This is a genomic window from Actinoplanes sp. NPDC051851 (assembly GCF_040681165.1).
In the GTDB taxonomy this organism is placed as follows: Bacteria; Actinomycetota; Actinomycetes; order Mycobacteriales; family Micromonosporaceae; genus Actinoplanes.
In genome coordinates this window covers 111,223-128,567 of sequence record NZ_JBFAYF010000028.1, presented here as the reverse complement: position 1 = coordinate 128,567, position 17,345 = coordinate 111,223, and the positions used below count along the sequence as shown (strand labels likewise).

The following is a 17,345-nucleotide window of genomic DNA, read 5'->3' as shown; positions in this document are numbered from 1 at the left end:
CGTCGATCTTCACGTAGAGTGCGGTCGCGAGGGTCTCCAAATCGACGTGCACATGGCCTCCCGGTCATCGTTGCTCAGCAACGTCGATCTTGGAGACCCTCATCTGTTCACTCAGCAACCACCCACGTCCACGCAGGTGACCCCAGTCATCACTCGTCTAGTCGGCGGGTCTGACAATCCCCCTGGCACCGGCCGGTCACCCGATGGCGGGACACCCGCGAACAGTCAGACCGATGGGTGAGGTTACGACTACGCAACTGTCCTGTTGCAGCCGAGCTCCGAACCTATCGCCGGGCCGTCCGGCTCATTAAGTTGCCTCCATCAGACGGCAGTGGGACGTCACCCCGTTCCCATTGCGCTGGACAAAGGAGAACTGATGATCCGCCGCAACTTCGCATGGCGCGGTGTCGCCGTGCTGGGTGCCGCTAGCCTTGCTCTGGCCGCATGCTCGAACAGCAGTGACGAGCCGGAGGCGGGTTCGTCCTCGGCCGCCACCTCCGCCGTCGGCGACGGCGTGCTGACGATCGGCACGCTGCTGCCGCAGACCGGTTCGCTCGCCTTCCTCGGCCCGCCGGAGTTCGCCGGCGTGAAGCTCGCCGTCAAGGACATCAACGCGGCCGGCGGCGTCCTGGGCAAGGACGTCGTGGAGACCGACACCGACTCCGGTGACACCTCCACCGACATCGCCAGCCAGTCCGTGAACAAGCTGCTCGCCGAGAAGGCCGACGTCGTCATCGGCGCCGCGTCCTCCTCCGTCTCGCTCTCCGTGATCGACAAGATCACCGGCGCGGGCGTCGTGCAGATCTCGCCGGCCAACACCTCGGACCAGTTCACCACCTACAACGACAAGGGTCTGTACTTCCGGACCGCCCCGCCGGACAAGCTGCAGGGCCGCGTCCTCGGTGACCTGATCGTCGCCGACGGCAACGCGACCGTCGGCCTGCTGGTCATGCAGGACGCGTACGGCACCGGCCTCGCGGCCAGCGTCAAGTCCGCGGTCGAGTCCGGCGGCGGCCAGGTCGTCGCCCAGGAGGTCTACGACCCGAAGGCGGCCGACTTCTCCGCCGAGGTCGGCAAGATCAAGGCGGCCAACCCGTCCGCGATCGTCATGATCGGCTTCGACGAGACCAAGAAGATCGTCCCCAAGCTGGTCGAGGTCGGCCTCACCGCGAAGACCAAGAAGTGGTACTTCGTGGACGGCAACCTCTCCAACTACGGTGACGAGTTCCCGAAGGGCACCTTCGAGACCGCCAAGGGCACCACGCCGGGCGCGAAGGCCGACGACGCCTTCCAGACCGCGCTGAAGACGGTCGACCCGTCCCTGAAGGACTTCACCTACGCGGCCGAGTCCTACGACGCCACGGTCCTCACCGCCCTGGCCGCCATCGCCGCCAAGAGCGACGCCCCCGGCGACTACGTCAAGCAGCTCGCCGCGGTCAGCAAGGGCGGCGAGAAGTGCACCGAGTTCAAGGCCTGCGCCGACCTGCTCAACGCCGGCAAGGACATCGACTACGACGGCAAGAGCGGCCCGGTCGAGTGGAACGACGCCGGTGACCCCTCCGAGGCCACCATCGGCATCTACCAGTACGGCGCCGACAACAAGTACACCAACGTCGGCTACCAGTCCGGCAAGATCGACGGCTGACCCCACCAGCCTCCGGCACCCCCTTTTCAGTGAAGGCCCGACCACCCGGTCGGGCCTTCGCCCTTTCCCGGTACGCCCACCACCCGCACCACCCCGAGCCGAGCCCCACGCCCCCGGCACCGTCCCCGGGGCGACAGCAGCACACGATCAGGCTTCGGGTGCCTCCACCGCCCTCCCGGGGGCTGTCGCCGCGCTCACGACGCGAATGTGGATCCCCGCCGCCCTCGCCTGCCCATGATCGCGAGCCCGCACCGCCCCACCGACCACGACCGTGAGCACCCACCGCCCCGCCAGCCCCGATCGTGAGCTCCTACCGTCCCGCCGATCACGACCGTGAGCACCCACCGCCCCGGCCGTGGTCGGGGGTGCGGCAATGGGGTGAGTGGGCAGGGGGTCGCGCGCCGGACGGGAGGCCGCCTTTTGAGCGTGGCGGACGGCCGGAGACCCGTACCGTAAAAGATTCGAGGCCCCGGACCGAAGTCCAGGGCCTCGACGGTAGAGCCGCCTCAATGATCAGGTGCAGACACGGTGGCCGTTATCGATCACCTGGTAGGCGGGACACCGTGGCCGTTCCTGATCGGGTCAGGCGCGGGCCAGGGTGCCCAGGTAGAGCTCGATCACCTTCGGGTCGTGCATCAGGTCGCGGCCGGACGCCGTGTACGCGTTGCGGCCCTGGTCGAGGACGTAGCCGCGGTCGCAGATCTGCAGGCAGCGGCGGGCGTTCTGCTCGACCATGATGACCGTGACGCCGGTCTGGTTGATCTGCTTCGTCCGGAAGAAGACCTCGTCCTGCATGGCCGGCGAGAGGCCCGCGGACGGCTCGTCGAGGAGCAGGACGCTCGGCTCCATCATCAGCGCCCGGCCCATCGCCACCATCTGCCGCTCGCCGCCGGAGAGCGAACCGGCGCGCTGCTTGCGGCGCTGGCCCAGGGCCGGGAAGAGCTCCGCCACGAAGTCGAAGCGCTCCTTGAAGCGCTTCGGCGCGAGGAAGACGCCCATCTCGAGGTTCTCCTCGATGGTGAGCGTGCCGAAGACGTTGTTGGTCTGCGGTACGAAGCCGATCCCCTTGGCGACCAGCTTGTTCGCCTTCAGGTTGGTGATCTTCTCGCCGCGCAGGGTCACCTCGCCGGAGCGGATGTTGACCAGGCCGAAGAGGGCCTTGAGCAGGGTCGACTTACCGGCGCCGTTGGGGCCGATGATGCCGACCAGCTCGCCCTCCTTGGCGTACAGGTCGCAGCCGTTGAGGATGTTGACGCCGGGCAGGTAGCCGGCGAGCACGTCGTCCACCCGGACCAGTGCGCCCTCGGCGGCCGTGAGGTGCTCGTCGCGCCCCTCGACCACGTTGCTCGACTCGGCCTCACTCATCGTCGGCCACCTCCTCCTGCGATTCCGAATCCCGCGAATCCGACTTCGGCGACGTCGGCGAATCCGACTGCTGCGAATCCGAATCCGGCGTGACCTCGTCGGCGACCGCGGTGGCGTCGTGCTCGGTGCCGTCGTGGTGGGCGCCCAGGTACGCGTCGATCACCCGCGGGTCGGCCATCACCGTGTCCGGGGTGCCCTCGGCGATCACCTTGCCCTGGCCCATCACGATCACCCAGTCGCTGATGTCGCGGACCATGTCCATGTCGTGCTCGACGAAGAGGACGGTCATCCCGTCCTCGCGCAGGCTCTTGACGTGGCCCAGCAGCGACTGGGTCAGCGCCGGGTTCACGCCCGCCATCGGCTCGTCCAGCATGACCATGTCGGGCTGGACCATCAGCGCCCGGGCCATCTCCAGCAGCTTGCGCTGGCCGCCGGAGAGGCTGCCGGCGAAGTCCTCACGCTTGGCGTCCAGCTTGAACCGGGCGAGCAGGTCGTCGGCCCGCTCGGTGATCTCCTTCTCCTGGCCGGACCAGAGGGCGGGGATCAGCGACTGCCAGAACTTCTCGCCGCGCTGGCCGGTGCCGCCCAGCCGCATGTTGTCGATCACCGAGAGCCGGGAGAGCGCCTTGGTGAGCTGGAACGTGCGGACCATGCCCTGGCGCGCGACCTTGTGGGCCGGTACGCCGGCGAGCGGCTTGCCGTCGAACTCCCACTTGCCCTCGTCGGGCCGGTCGAAGCCGGTCAGCAGGTTGAAGAAGGTGGTCTTGCCGGCGCCGTTCGGGCCGATCAGCGCGGTGATCGCGCCCCGCTGGATCTCGACGTGGTCGACGTCGACGGCGGTGAGCCCACCGAAGCGGCGGACCACGCCGTCGGCAACCAGGATCGGGTCCTGCTTCTTGGCGCCGGGCTCGTGCGGCACGTCCTTGAGGGCCTCGCGCGCCTTGGCGACACCGGGCGGAACAGCAGCGGCAGCGGCACCGGGAGGCGCGGCGGTGGTGTCATCGGCCATCGAGCATGACCTCCTTCTTGTCACCGAAGATGCCCTGCGGACGGAAGATCAGCAGGAGCACCAGGCCGAGGCCGACCAGGATGTAGCCGACCGCGCCGGCCTGGTTCGCGTCCATCAGCCAGGTCGGGATGTAGCCCTGGCTGATCAGGGACGGCAGCAGCGCGTTGATGAACGCCAGCAGGAACCAGAAGATCATCGACCCGACGACCGGGCCGAAGACCCGGGCCGCGCCGCCCAGGATCACGATCGTGTACATGTAGAACGTGAACTCGGTGCCGTAGGTGTCCGGCTGCACCGCCGCGCGGCTCAGGGCGAAGACGAAGCCGCCCAGCGAGCCCAGCACACCGCCGAGGATCAGCGACTGCATCTTGTACGACACCACGTTCTTGCCGAGGCTGCGGACCGCGTCCTCGTCCTCCCGGATGGCCTTGATGACCCGGCCCCACGGGCTGCGCATCGCCAGGAAGACGATCAGCAGCGAGATCGCGATGAGCGCCCAGCCGACGGTCATCACCCAGAGCTCGCGGTTGTCGAAGCTCACGATGCCGAGGTTCATCGGCCCGGTGTACGGGTTCAGCGCGTAGAAGTCGTCGGAGAACGCCTGGAGGCCGTCCGAACCACCGGTCCACTCGCTGAGCGAGACCGACCGGAAGAGCAACCGGACGATCTCCGCCGCCGCGATCGTGACGATGGCGAGGTAGTCGGCCCGCAGGCGCAGTGTCGGGATGCCCAGCAGCAGCGCGAGGATCACCGCGCCGACCAGGCCGACCCCGATGCCGAGCCAGAAGGAGAGGCCGAAGGTGGCCACCGTCATCGCCAGGCCGTACGCCGCCACGCCGAGGAACGCCGACTGGCCGAAGTTCAGCAGGCCGGTGTAGCCGAAATGGACGTTGAGGCCGATCGCGGCGAGTGCGTACGCGATCATCGTGGTGTTGAACAGCGCCTCGATCGAGACGCCGAAGATGATGTCCCAGTTCATCGGGCCCCCCTCAGCCGATCCGCTCGCGGCGGCCCAGGATGCCCTGCGGCCGGAACAGGATGATCACGATCAGCACCACCAGGGCGCCGACGTTCTTGAGCTCGGTCGGGATCCAGAGCGTGGAGAGCTGGGTGGCCAGGCCGACCACCAGGCTGCCGACCAGCGCGCCGAACGCCGTGCCGAGGCCGCCCAGGGTGACCGCGGCGAAGACCAGCAGCAGGATCTGGAAGCCCATCTGGTAGTTCACGCCCTGGAACAGACCCAGCATGACACCGGAGAGCGCGGCGAGCGCCCCGCCGATCGTCCAGACCAGCCGGATGATCGCGTCGACGCTGATGCCGGAGGCGGCGGCGAGCGACGGGTTGGTCGCGACCGCGCGGGTGGCCTTGCCGAGCCGGGTCATGGTCAGCGCCAGCGAGACCAGGATCAGGACGACGATCGCGATCCCGTCCATCACCAGGTTCTTCGGGGCCACCTGGATGAACCCGAGGTCCATGCCGGGCTGGGCCACGTACTCCGCGTACTGCTTGGTGTCACCACGGAAGGTGAAGAGGAAGACGTAGCGGAGGACCAGCGCGGCACCGATCGAGATGATCATCATGCCGATCAGGCCGGTCCGGCGGTTACGCAGCCAGCCCCAGAACACCCGGTCCTGGAACCACCCGAACGCGCCGCCGAGGATCACCGACAGGATCGCCGAGACGACCAGCGGCAGGCCGAGCGTCACGTTGAACAGGAAGCAGCCGAGCGCCCCGAACGTGATCAGCTCACCGTGGGCGAAGTTGGTCAGCCCCATGGTGCCGAAGATCAGCGACAGGCCGAGGGCGGCCAGCGCGATGATGAGCCCGAAGTGGATTCCGGTGTAGACCAGATCGATGACCCGGTCCGTAGTGGACGTCCCCTCGGCCGGTTTCTCGGCCTCGCCCGTACCGGCGGCGGCGCCGAGCGGGAACAGCACGTTGCGTGCCGCGCCCTCGAACACCGCCAGGGTCAGACTGGACCGGCCGGTCGTGACCACGACCCCCTGCGGAAGCGTCGTCGTATCCAGGTCGACCTTGTAGGTCCCGGGACCCTTGACCGCTACGGACCATTTGCCGTCCGCCCCGGAGGTCGCCTGGTCGACCGGAGTGCCGCTCTCGTCGGCGACCTTGATGACAACGCCCGCCACTGGCTGGCCGGCGTTGCTCAAAGTGCCCTGCAACGTCTCACCCTCGGCCAGAGCGCTTGTGGCGCCTAAGCCCAGGGATGTCAACACAAATCCGAGAACGGCCGTGAAGATGATCACGGCTCTACGCAACGATGCTCCTCGTGTTTAGCAGCAGAAATCCCCGCCAGACGTGTCGCGAAGACTGGCGGGGATCATAGCTGCGCGGAGCGATCGTGCAGCGACCCGTAACAAAGCCGTTACTGAGGCTCAATCTCTGATCAAGAGCCAATCCGGGAACGGTGGATCACTCGGCCGAGGGGCTCTCGTCCTCCGACTCCTTGAGGATGCGGTCGGCGACCTCGCGCATCGTCATCCGGTGGTCCATCGCCGTACGCTGGATCCACTTGAACGCCTGGGGCTCGGTCATCGAGTACTTCGTCATCAGCTCGCCCTTGGCGCGCTCCACCGACTTGCGGGTCTCCAGCCGCTCGGTGAGCCCCGCGACCTCGGACTCCAGCGCGGAGATCTCCGAGTAACGGGACAGCGCGATCTCGACCGCCGGCACCAGGTCGGACTTCTGGAACGGCTTCACCAGGTACGCCATCGCGCCGGCCGCGCGGGCCCGCTCGACGAGGTCGCGCTGGCTGAAAGCGGTCAGAATGACGACAGGCGCGATCCGCCCGCCGGCGATCCGCTCGGCGGCCGCCAGGCCATCCATGATCGGCATCTTGATGTCCAGGATCACCAGGTCCGGCTTCAGCTCCTCGGCCAGGCGTACGGCGGTCTCCCCGTCGCCCGCCTCGCCGACGACGTCGTAGCCCTCCTCGACGAGCATCTCGGCGAGATCCAGCCGGATCAGGGCCTCGTCCTCGGCGATCAGCACCCGCTTGCGCTCGGCACCAGCCTGCGTGTCGGCCACGGAACCTCTTCTCCCCACCCTTTGCCCTCGCGACACCCCGGTATCTGGGTGTCGCCCTCTTCAGCGTAGTAGGTAGGCTGTCCCTCGCTGACTCGGCATCACCGCAACCATCGGTGCGGCCTGCAGTACTGTCCCCGTAGACCAACCGGCAGAGTCGATGGACTCAAAATCCATTCAGTGTGGGTTCGAATCCCACCGGGGACACCGAAATACGCGAACCGCCCGTCGGGGACTGCCCGTGGTGCTGTCATGGCAAGGACAGCACCAGCGGGAGGCCCCATGTTGTGGTCCGGTTCGTCGCCACTGACCGTCGCACGCGGCAGCATGTGGGCGTTCCTGATGTTCGCGGCGGCGGCCTGGCTGGTGATCGGCTGGAGCGTCCTGCGGCTGGAACCGTCGAGCCTGGCCACCGTGGCCGCCCCGATCGTCCTGTTCGGCGCCGTCTGCGAGGGTCTGCGGGCGCTCGCCGGGCTGCGGACCTGGTGGCTCAACGCCGGGCTGGCCGGGCTCTTCACGCTCACCGGCCTGGCCCTGCTCGCCGACGGCTACTCCACCTGGACCACACCCGCCTCGCTGATCGGCTGGTACCTCCTGGTCCGCGGCGCGGTCGACGTCGCTGTCGGGATTCTGACCCGCGGCTCGGACCGGGTGTGGAGCCTGATCATGTGGATCGGCGTGGCGGAGGCCGGACTCGGCTTCTTCGCGGCGTCGCCGATCCAGCAGACCGCCCGATCACTGACAGTGACCTTGGGTGCCCTCGGGGTGATGCGGGGCGTAGCGGATCTGGTGACCGCGCTGCGTCTGCGCGAGATGCCGGTCAAGGCGAAGGACGTCCTGGAGCTGCCGCCGGAGCGGGCCGCGGGGCTGACCGGATACTCGGCCGGGATGACCGATTACGAGAAGGCCCCGGCGACCCGGGCGCGGCACCGGGCCCGGGAGACACCGTTGGGCACCGTGCCACTGGGCACCGGGCCACTCGGCACCGGGCCATCGGATACCGGGCCATCGGGCACCGGGCCATCGGATACCGGGATGGAGAGCTTCCACGAGCGGGTGGTCCGCACCACGGCGGAGCTGGACTCGATGCTGAGCGAGGCCGGCATCGAGGGGCCGCGGGCACCGGCCGGCGTCCCCTCGGCGCTGAGCGCACCCGCGGCGCTGAGCGTCGCCGGCATCGAGGGGGCACGGCACCCGGCCGGCACTCCTTCGGTCGGCGCGCTCTCGACCGACAAATCCGAAATCTCGCCTGTCCCGGACACGCTGGCAGGCGTGGTGGACGAGGAGAGACAGGGGCGGTAAGAGCTTGTCCCCGGCCCCGCCGGTGGCAGATCACGAACGACCGGCCGGTCGCCAGGCCGGAGATCCGCCGCCGACGGGGCTCCTCGCGAGGCCGGAAACGAGATTCCGGCCTCGCGAAAGCCACAAACGGCAAGCCAGCGCGAGTGCGGGCCGACAGGCAGGCGGCGCGATGAGCGGCACGCGGCAGGCAGGGCGGCGCGGGGAGCGGCACACGGCGGGGAGGCTGCGGCAGACAGGCGACACGGGGAGCGGCACCACGCAGCGGGGCGGGGCGGCCCGCGGGGCGGGCGGCAGGCTGCGGAGCGGCAGGGTGCTCAGGCGCCGACGCGGCGGAGCAGGCCCTCCTGGACGGCGCTGGCGATGTGCCGGCCGTCGCGGGTGAACATCCGCCCGTTCGCCAGGCCCCGGGCACGGCTCGCCGACGGGCTGGCGCTGTCGTACAGGAACCACTCGTCGGCCCGGAACGTGCGGTGGAACCAGAGCGCGTGGTCCAGGCTCGCCCCGATCACCCCGCCCGGTCCCCAGACCTCGCCGTGGTACGACAGCACCGAGTCGAGCAGGGACAGGTCCGACGCGTAGGTCAGCGCGCACGCGTGGATCAGCGGATCGTCCGGCAGCTTGCCGTCCACCCGCATCCAGACGCGCTGCTTCGCCTCGGCGTCCCGGTCGCCGGGCGGCACCCAGCCCGGCTGACCGACATAGCGCACGTCGACCGCCTGCGGGCTGGCGTTGAGCACGCTCCGGCGGCTCGGGTACTTCGCCACCCAGTCCCGCATGGTCGGCACCTCCTCCGGGCCGGGCACCCCGGTGGGCGCCGGCCCATGGTGGTCCAGACCCTCCTCGAGCACCTGGAAGGAGGCGGACATGAAGAAGATCGTCTTGCCGTGCTGCTTGGCGGTCGATCGGCGTACCGAGAAAGATCTTCCGTCTCTGATCGTCTCCACCGAGAAGGTGATCGGCTCGGTCGGATCGCCCGCCCTGACGAAATAGCCGTGCAGGGAGTGGACCTGGCGGGCCGGATCGACCGTCCGGCCCGCGGCGACCAGCGCCTGCCCGGCGACCTGGCCGCCGAACACACGCTGGGCACCGGTCTGCGGGCTCTCGCCGACAAAGGTGGCCTCGTCGACCTGCGCCAGGTCGAGGACGTCGAGGAGCTGGTCGACGGCGGCCTGCCCCTGTAGCGGAACCGTCATACCGAGGACGGGTCCACGAGGGAGCCGAGCTGGTGGACGCGCAGGGTGTTGGTGGAGCCGGGCGCGTTCGGCGGGGAGCCGGCCACGACCACCACGTAGTCGCCGGGCTTGGCCAGGCCGAGGCCGAGCATCTTGGCGTCCACCTGGCGGAACATGTCGTCGGTGTGCTCGACGAAATCGGTCAGGAACGTCTCGACGCCCCAGCTGACCGCCATCGTGTTGCGCACCGCGTCGACCGGGGTGAACGCGTAGAGCGGCAGGTCGCAGTGCAGCCGGGCGAGACGGCGCACGGTGTCACCGGTCTGCGAGAAGGCGACCAGCGCCTTGGCACCGATGTTGCGGGCGATCTGCGAGGCGGCGACGGTCAGCGCGCCACCGTGGGTCCGCGGGTCGTGCTGCATGCGCGGCACGCCGAGCTGACCGGCCTCGGTGGTGGAGACGATCTTGGCCATCGTGCTGACGGTGAGCACCGGGTACTTACCGACCGAGGTCTCGCCGGAGAGCATCACCGCGTCGGTGCCGTCGAGCACCGCGTTCGCGACGTCGGAGGCCTCGGCGCGGGTCGGGCGCGAGTTCTCGATCATGGAGTCGAGCATCTGGGTCGCGACGATGACCGGCTTCGCGTTCTCCCGGCAGAGCTGCACGGCGCGCTTCTGCACCAGCGGGACCTGGTCCAGCGGGAGCTCGACGCCGAGGTCACCGCGGGCGACCATGACGCCGTCGAAGGCCAGCACGATCGCCTCGAGGTGCTCGACCGCCTCCGGCTTCTCCACCTTGGCGATGACCGGGACGCGGCGGCCCTCCTCGTCCATCACCTGGTGGACGAGCTTGATGTCCTCCGGCGAGCGGACGAACGAGAGCGCGACCAGGTCGACGCCGAGGTTGAGCGCGAACCGCAGGTCCAGCTCGTCCTTCTCGCTCATCGCGGGCACGCTGACCGCGACGTTCGGCAGCGAGACACCCTTGTTGTTGCTGACCGGGCCACCCTCGGTGACCAGGCACTGGATGTCCTTGCTGTCCACGACGCCGGTCACCTCGACCGCGACCTTGCCGTCGTCGATCAGGAGCCGGTCACCGGCCTTGACCTCCAGCGGCAGCTTCGTGTACGTGCAGGAGACCCGGTCCTTGGTGCCGAGGATCTCGTCGCTGGTGATGACCACGCGGTCACCGGTCTCCCAGCGGTGCGGGCCGTCGGCGAACTTCCCGAGGCGGATCTTCGGACCCTGCAGGTCGGCGAGGATGGCGACGGCACGGCCGGTCTGCTCCGCGGCGGAGCGGACCAGCTCGTACATCTCCTTGTGGTTCTCCCGGGTGTCGTGGCTGAAGTTCATCCGGGCCACGTCCATGCCCGCCTCAACAAGACCGAGCATCCGCTCAGGTGACTTGGTGGCGGGGCCCATCGTGCAGACGATCTTTACGCGGCGTGTCACGGCCATCAGGCTAGTCCTTCTCCTGGGGCGGCCCGGCGGCCGACCCCGGTCATCGGCATGAACTGCGGGTGTCGACGGCGAGATCAACCCGGAAAGAACGGGTGCGCTGCGTCGTCCGCGGGCTTCAGCGACCGCGAGGCCAGCTTATCGGTCGCCTTCCGGCCCCTTCATCGTACGGTCACCGAGCCCTGCTACCTGTGAAAAGGCCACCAAGAGTCACGCTCGGTGCACGACACAGGCCCGCCACCCGGACGGGTGACGGGCCTGTCGGCCGATTCCGTGGAATTACACCGAAAGAGGCATCTGGTCCGAACGGACCGGCGCCGGGAGCTCGCCCGCCGCGCCCAGGTAGTCGTGGATCGCGGAGGCCGCGGCCCGGCCCTCGGCGATCGCCCAGACCACCAGGGACGCGCCCTTGTGCATGTCGCCGGCGACGAAGACGCCCTCGGCACCGGTCTGCCAGGTCGCGTCCGCGTCCAGCACGTTGCGCTCGTTGCGGGCGATGCCGAACTGGGCGAGCAGCGGCTGGTCCTCGGTGCCCTCGAAGCCGATCGCGAGCAGGACCAGGTCGGCCGGGATCTCCCGCTCGGAGCCGGGCACCGCGGTGACCGTCCGGACGCCGTCGACCCGCTGCACCTGGACCTCGGCGAGCCGGATGGAGACCAGGTTCCCATCGCCGTCGCCGACGAACTCCTGCACGGCCACGCCGAAGACGCGGTCGCCGCCCTCCTCGTGGGCCGCGTAGTTGCGCAGGATCATCGGCCAGGTCGGCCACGGGTCCTTGAGCCCGGCCCGGATGTCCGGGGGGAGCGGGTACTGGTCCAGCTGGGTCACCGAGGCGGCGCCCTGGCGGTGCGCGACACCGAGGCAGTCGGCACCGGTGTCACCGCCGCCGATGATGATGACGTGCTTGCCCTTGGCGTCGATCGGCGTGCTCTCCTGCAGGCCGGCGACGATCCGGTTCGCCGGGACCAGGTGCTCCATGGCCAGGTGCACGCCGTTGAGCTCCCGGCCCGGGGTCTCCGGGGTGTCCCGGCCGGCCAGCGCGCCGGCCGCGAGCAGCACCGCGTCGTACCGCTCGCGCAGGTCGTCGGCGGTGATGTCGGCGCCCACGTTCACGCCGGTCTGGAAGACCACGCCCTCGGCGGCCATCTGCTCGAGGCGGGCGTCGATGACGTGCTTCTCGATCTTGAAGTCGGGGATGCCGTACCGGAGAAGGCCACCGATCCGATCGTCGCGCTCGTAGACGGTGACCGCGTGCCCGGCCCGCGCCAGCTGCTGTGCGGCCGCCAGGCCGGCCGGACCGGAACCGACCACCGCGACCGACTTCCCGGACGACGCCGGGGCCGGTTGCGGACGAACGAAGCCCAGGTCGAAGGCGTGGTTGGCGATCTCCACCTCGACCTGCTTGATGGTCACCGGGTCGTCGCCGATGCCGAGCACGCAGGCCGCCTCGCACGGCGCCGGGCAGAGCCGCCCGGTGAACTCCGGGAAGTTGTTCGTCGCGTGCAGCGCCTCGGCGGCCGCCGACCACGCACCGGTCCGGACCAGGTCGTTCCAGTCCGGGATCCGGTTGCCGAGCGGGCAGCCGTCGTGGCAGAACGGGATGCCGCAGTCCATGCAGCGGGTGGCCTGGTCGCGGATCAGCTCCTCGCCCGCGGGCGGGTAGACCTCTTTCCAGTCCATGATCCGCACCGGGACCGGACGCCGCTTCGGCAGCTGCCGCTCGTAGCGAAGGAAACCGTTCGGGTCAGGCACTGGTAACCCCCATGACCGCCTCGTCGACATTGCGACCGGCGGCTTCGGCGGTCCTGATCAGCTCCATCACGCGCTTGTAGTCGCGCGGTACCACGGCGGTGAACTGCTCCACCGCGTGCGGCCAGTCCTTCAGCAGGCGGCCGGCCACCGCCGAGTCGGTCTCGGCGTGGTGCTTCTCCACCAGGGTGCGCAGCTGCTCGCGCTCCTCTTCGGTGAGCGGCGCGAGGTCGACCAGCTCCGGGTTGACCAGCGAGGTGTCCAGGTCGAGCAGGAACGCCTTGCCGCCGCTCATGCCGGCCGCGAAGTTGCGCCCGGTCGGGCCGAGCACCACCACGGTGCCACCGGTCATGTACTCGCAGCCGTGGTCACCGACGCCCTCGACGACGGCCGCGCCGCCCGAGTTGCGGACCGCGAACCGCTCGCCGGCCCGGCCACGCAGGAAGACCTCGCCGCCGGTCGCGCCGTACAGGATGGTGTTGCCGGCGATGATGTTCTCCTCGGCGACGAACGGCGCGTCCTCGGCCGGGCGGACGATCACCCGCCCGCCGGAGAGGCCCTTCGCGACGTAGTCGTTGGTGTCGCCGATCAGCCGCAGGGTCACACCGCGCGGCAGGAACGCGCCGAACGACTGGCCACCCGTACCCCGCAGGGTGAAGGAGATGGTGTCGTCGGGCAGGCCGTTGCCGCCGTACCGCCGGCTCACCTCGCCGCCCAGCATCGCGCCGACGCTGCGCTGGTCGTTGCGGGTGCGCAGCTCGCCGCGGACCGGGACGCCCTCGGTCAGGGCCGGCTGAGCAAGCGCGATCAGCTCGTTGTCGAGCGCCAGGTGCAGGCCGTGGTCCTGCGCCACCACGCCGCGCCGGGACGCGCCCTCGGGCAGCTCGGGGACGTAGAGCACCGGGGCAAGGTCGAGGCCCTTGGCCTTCCAGTGGTCCACCGCCGCCGCCACGTCGAGGATCTCGGCGTGGCCGATCGCCTCCTCGATGGTGCGGAAGCCCAGCTCGGCGAGGAGCTCGCGGACCTCCTCGGCGAGGAAGAGGAAGAAGTTCTCCACGAACTCCGGGCGGCCGGTGAAGCGCTCGCGCAGCACCGGGTTCTGGGTGGCGATACCGACCGGGCAGGTGTCCAGGTGACAGACGCGCATCATCACGCAGCCCGAGACGATCAGCGGCGCGGTGGCGAAGCCGAACTCCTCGGCACCGAGCAGGGCCGCGATGACCACGTCCCGGCCGGTCTTGAGCTGGCCGTCGACCTGCACGGTGACCCGGTCCCGGAGCTTGTTGAGCAGCAGCGTCTGCTGCGCCTCGGCCAGGCCCAGCTCCCACGGGGTGCCGGCGTGCTTGAGCGAGTTCAGCGGGGACGCGCCGGTGCCGCCGTCGTGGCCGGAGATCAGGATGACGTCGGCCTTGAGCTTGGCGACGCCCGCCGCCACCGTGCCGACGCCGATCTCGGAGACCAGCTTGACGTGCACCCGGGAGGCCGGGTTGACCATCTTCAGGTCGTGGACCAGCTGCGCGAGGTCCTCGATCGAGTAGATGTCGTGGTGCGGCGGCGGGGAGATCAGGCCGACGCCCGGGGTGGCGTGCCGGGTCTTGGCGATCCACGGCCACACCTTGTTGCCGGGCAGCTGGCCGCCCTCGCCGGGCTTCGCGCCCTGCGCCATCTTGATCTGCAGGTCGTCCGCGTTGACCAGGTATTCGCTGGTCACGCCGAAGCGGCCGGAGGCGATCTGCTTGACCGCGGAGCGGCGCTCCGGGTCGTACAGCCGCTCCACGTCCTCGCCGCCCTCGCCGGTGTTCGACTTGCCGCCGAGACGGTTCATCGCGATGGCCAGCGTCTCGTGCGACTCGGCGGAGATCGAGCCGTAGCTCATCGCGCCGGTGGCGAACCGCTTGACGATCTCGCTCGCCGGCTCCACCTCGTCGAGGGGGATCGGCTCGCGGTCGGGGGTGAAGCGGAACAGGCCGCGCAGCGAGCCCGCCGCGCCGGCCAGCTCGTCGACCTTGCTGGTGTACCGCTTGAAGACGTCGTACTGCTTGCTGCGGGTGGCGTGCTGCAGCAGGAAGACGGTCTCCGGGTTGAAGAGGTGGATCTCGCCCTCGCGGCGCCACTGGTACTCGCCGCCGACCTCGAGCCGGCGGTGCGCCCGCTCGGCCTGGTTCGCCGGGTACGCCTTCTCGTGCCGCGCCTTGACCTCGGCGTGGATCCCGTCGAGACCGACGCCGCCGATCCGCCCCGAGGTGCCCGCGAAGTAGCGCTGGAGCAGCTTGTTGTCCAGGCCGACGGCCTCGAACACCTGCGCGCCGCAGTACGAGGAGACGGTCGAGATGCCCATCTTCGACATGATCTTCAGGACGCCCTTGCCGAGCGCCTTGACGTAGTTGCGGACCGCCTTGTGCGGGTCGAGCCCGGTGAGCGGGCCGGTCGCGATCAGGTCGTCCACGCTCTCGAACGCGAGGTACGGGTTGACCGCCGCCGCGCCGAAACCGATCAGCGTCGCGGCGTGGTGCACCTCGCGGCAGTCCCCGGCCTCGACGATCAGCGCGACCTGGGTCCGCGTCTGCTCCCGGACCAGGTGCTGGTGCACCGCGGCGGTGAGCAGCAGCGACGGGATCGGCGCCAGGTTCGCGTTGGAGTCGCGGTCGGACAGCACGAGGATGCGTACGCCGTCCTCGATCGCCTCCGAGACGTGCCGGCAGATCTGGGTGAGCCGGGCCTTGATACCGGCCGCGCCGTCCCGCAGCGGGTAGAGGCCGGAGACCCGGACCGCCTTGAAGCCGGGCAGGTCGCCGTCGTCGTCGATGGAGAGCAGCTTGGCCAGCTCGTCGTTGTCGATCACCGGGTACGGCAGCACGATCTGCCGGCAGCTCGCCGGACCCGGCTTGAGCAGGTTGCCCTCCGGGCCGATGGTGGCGGCCAGGCTGGTGACCATCTCCTCCCGGATGGCGTCCAGCGGCGGGTTGGTGACCTGCGCGAACAGCTGGTGGAAGTAGTCGAAGAGCAGCCGCGGGCGGGTGGAGAGCGGCGAGATCGGGGTGTCCGTGCCCATCGAGCCGAGCGGCTCGGCACCGGTCCGCGCCATCGGCGCCACCAGGATCTTCAGCTCCTCCTCGGAGTACCCGAACACCTGCTGGCGGCGCGTCACCGAGTCGTGCGTGTAGATCACGTGCTCGCGCGGGGGCAGGTCGGCCAGCTCGATCAGCCCGGCGTGCAGCCAGTCCGCGTACGGCTCGGCGGCGGCCAGCTCGGCCTTGATCTCGGCGTCGTGCGCGATCCGCCCGGCGGCCGTGTCGACCAGGAACATCTTGCCCGGCTGCAGGCGGCCCTTGGCGACGATCCGGCCCGGCTCGAAGTCGATCACGCCGGCCTCGGAGCCGAGCACGACCAGGCCGTCCTCGGTCTGCCACCAGCGGCCGGGGCGCAGGCCGTTGCGGTCCAGCACCGCGCCGATCAGGGTGCCGTCGGTGAACGCGACCGCGGCCGGCCCGTCCCACGGCTCCATCATGCTGGCGTGGAAGCGGTAGAAGGCACGCCGCGCCGGGTCCATGCCCGGGTCGTTCTCCCACGCCTCCGGGATCATCATCAGCACCGCGTGCGGCAGGCTGCGGCCCGCCATGTGCAGCAGTTCGAGGACCTCGTCGAAGCTCGCCGAGTCGGACGCCTCCGGCGAGTTGATCGGGAAGAGCCGCTTGATGTTGCCGGGGATGTTCGGCGACTGCAGCAGCGCCTCGCGGGCGGCCATCCAGTTCTTGTTGCCGCGGATGGTGTTGATCTCGCCGTTGTGGGCGATCATCCGGTACGGGTGCGCCAGCGGCCACGACGGGAAGGTGTTCGTCGAGAAGCGGGAGTGCACCAGGGCGATCGCGCTGCTCACGCGCTCGTCGGTCAGGTCAGGGAAGAACTCCGGCAGCTGCTCCGGGGTGAGCATGCCCTTGAAGGTGATGGTCCGCGAGGAGAGCGAGGGGAAGTAGGCCGGGACGCCGCGCTGCGACGTCTCCCGCTCCGCCTGCTTGCGGATGCAGAACGCCACCCGGTCCAGCTCGAGGCCGGAGAGCTGCTCGCCGGCCGGTCCGGCCGGGGAGTCCACGAGGCGGTGCGCGGCCAGGAACACCTGGCGGACCGCGGGACGGGCGTCCTCCGCGGTGGCGCCGAGGTCCGCCGGGTTCACCGGGACGTCGCGCCAGCCGAGCACCTCGCCACCCTCGACGAGGGCGTACTTCTCGAAGACCTTGACCGCGCGGGCGGCCTCGTCCTCGTCGGTCGGCAGGAAGACCAGACCGGTCGCGTAGTGGCCCGCCGCGGGCAGCTCGAAGCCGGTGACGGCGCGGTAGAACTCGTCCGGGACCTGAATCATGATCCCGGCGCCGTCGCCGGTGTTCTGCTCGGCGCCACGCGCGCCCCGGTGATCCAGCCGGATCAGTGCCGACAGGCCCTTCGCCACCACGTCGTGGCTTCGACGGCCGTGAATGTCGGCGACAAAGGCCACGCCGCAGGCGTCACGTTCGTACGCCGGGTCGTACAACCCCTGGGGGTGCGGATATGCCACCGGGCCTCCTGTCGTCTCTGGTGTTTCATTTCAAGGTCGGGACGACGTCGGCCCT

11 protein-coding genes and 1 tRNA gene are annotated in these 17,345 nt (G+C 69.8%); 3 read left to right on the top strand and 9 right to left on the bottom strand.

What is annotated here, in order from left to right; genetic code table 11:
- Window positions 1-376: 376 nt before the first annotated feature.
- A complete protein-coding gene (locus AB0M08_RS25665) occupies window positions 377-1,645 on the top strand; it encodes an ABC transporter substrate-binding protein (RefSeq protein WP_364498002.1) in 1,269 nt (422 codons plus the stop codon).
- 582 nt (window positions 1,646-2,227) lie between these two features.
- On the opposite strand, the gene AB0M08_RS25660 is transcribed toward AB0M08_RS25665, so the two are convergent.
- The 5 genes from AB0M08_RS25660 to AB0M08_RS25640 all read right to left on the bottom strand — a co-directional run bounded on the left by AB0M08_RS25660 (window position 2,228) and on the right by AB0M08_RS25640 (window position 7,064).
- On the bottom strand, window positions 2,228-3,010 hold the full coding sequence (locus AB0M08_RS25660) for an ABC transporter ATP-binding protein (protein WP_364497999.1): 783 nt from the start codon (window positions 3,008-3,010) through the stop codon (window positions 2,228-2,230).
- Window positions 3,003-4,019 (bottom strand): ABC transporter ATP-binding protein, encoded by a 1,017-nt coding sequence (locus tag AB0M08_RS25655; RefSeq protein ID WP_364497997.1) that lies wholly within the window; start codon window positions 4,017-4,019, stop codon window positions 3,003-3,005. Before AB0M08_RS25655 ends, AB0M08_RS25660 begins: the two co-directional genes overlap by 8 nt.
- Window positions 4,009-4,998, bottom strand: a complete 990-nt coding sequence (locus tag AB0M08_RS25650; protein ID WP_364497994.1) for a branched-chain amino acid ABC transporter permease — start codon at window positions 4,996-4,998, stop codon at window positions 4,009-4,011. Before AB0M08_RS25650 ends, AB0M08_RS25655 begins: the two co-directional genes overlap by 11 nt.
- Before the next feature lie 10 nt (window positions 4,999-5,008).
- Window positions 5,009-6,199: a branched-chain amino acid ABC transporter permease gene (locus tag AB0M08_RS25645; RefSeq protein ID WP_364497992.1), complete on the bottom strand. Its 1,191-nt coding sequence runs from the start codon at window positions 6,197-6,199 to the stop codon at window positions 5,009-5,011.
- A gap of 250 nt (window positions 6,200-6,449) precedes the next feature.
- Complete coding sequence (locus AB0M08_RS25640) at window positions 6,450-7,064, bottom strand: response regulator (RefSeq protein ID WP_364497989.1); 615 nt, start codon at window positions 7,062-7,064, stop codon at window positions 6,450-6,452.
- Between the two features lie 130 nt (window positions 7,065-7,194).
- On the opposite strand from AB0M08_RS25640, the gene AB0M08_RS25635 reads away from it, so the two are divergent.
- Both AB0M08_RS25635 and AB0M08_RS25630 read left to right on the top strand, forming a co-directional pair.
- Window positions 7,195-7,268: transfer RNA gene (locus tag AB0M08_RS25635), tRNA-Leu, on the top strand.
- A gap of 75 nt (window positions 7,269-7,343) precedes the next feature.
- On the top strand, window positions 7,344-8,363 hold the full coding sequence (locus tag AB0M08_RS25630; protein ID WP_364497986.1) for a hypothetical protein: 1,020 nt from the start codon (window positions 7,344-7,346) through the stop codon (window positions 8,361-8,363).
- A 314-nt stretch (window positions 8,364-8,677) separates the two neighbouring features.
- On the opposite strand, the gene AB0M08_RS25625 is transcribed toward AB0M08_RS25630, so the two are convergent.
- The 4 genes from AB0M08_RS25625 to gltB form a co-directional block, all read right to left on the bottom strand.
- Window positions 8,678-9,556: an acyl-CoA thioesterase II gene (locus AB0M08_RS25625; RefSeq protein ID WP_364497984.1), complete on the bottom strand. Its 879-nt coding sequence runs from the start codon at window positions 9,554-9,556 to the stop codon at window positions 8,678-8,680.
- Entirely contained in the window at window positions 9,553-10,992 is a 1,440-nt protein-coding gene (gene pyk, locus AB0M08_RS25620; RefSeq protein WP_364497982.1) for a pyruvate kinase, read from the bottom strand. The genes AB0M08_RS25625 and pyk overlap by 4 nt, the downstream gene beginning before the upstream one ends.
- Before the next feature lie 279 nt (window positions 10,993-11,271).
- Window positions 11,272-12,744 (bottom strand): glutamate synthase subunit beta, encoded by a 1,473-nt coding sequence (locus AB0M08_RS25615; RefSeq protein ID WP_364497977.1) that lies wholly within the window; start codon window positions 12,742-12,744, stop codon window positions 11,272-11,274.
- The gene (gltB, locus tag AB0M08_RS25610; protein ID WP_364497974.1) at window positions 12,737-17,290 is read right to left on the bottom strand and encodes a glutamate synthase large subunit; all 4,554 of its coding nucleotides are present in this window, start codon (window positions 17,288-17,290) and stop codon (window positions 12,737-12,739) included. The genes AB0M08_RS25615 and gltB overlap by 8 nt, the downstream gene beginning before the upstream one ends.
- Between the last annotated feature and the right edge of the window lie 55 nt (window positions 17,291-17,345).

Coding starts and splice junctions, on each gene's coding strand:
- pyk (WP_364497982.1), bottom strand. CDS start 10,992: ATGGCCGTGACACGCCGCGTAAAGATCGTCTGCACGATGGGCCCCGCC.
- AB0M08_RS25660 (WP_364497999.1), bottom strand. CDS start 3,010: ATGAGTGAGGCCGAGTCGAGCAACGTGGTCGAGGGGCGCGACGAGCAC.
- AB0M08_RS25625 (WP_364497984.1), bottom strand. CDS start 9,556: ATGACGGTTCCGCTACAGGGGCAGGCCGCCGTCGACCAGCTCCTCGAC.
- AB0M08_RS25655 (WP_364497997.1), bottom strand. CDS start 4,019: ATGGCCGATGACACCACCGCCGCGCCTCCCGGTGCCGCTGCCGCTGCT.
- AB0M08_RS25650 (WP_364497994.1), bottom strand. CDS start 4,998: ATGAACTGGGACATCATCTTCGGCGTCTCGATCGAGGCGCTGTTCAAC.
- AB0M08_RS25665 (WP_364498002.1), top strand. CDS start 377: ATGATCCGCCGCAACTTCGCATGGCGCGGTGTCGCCGTGCTGGGTGCC.
- AB0M08_RS25630 (WP_364497986.1), top strand. CDS start 7,344: ATGTTGTGGTCCGGTTCGTCGCCACTGACCGTCGCACGCGGCAGCATG.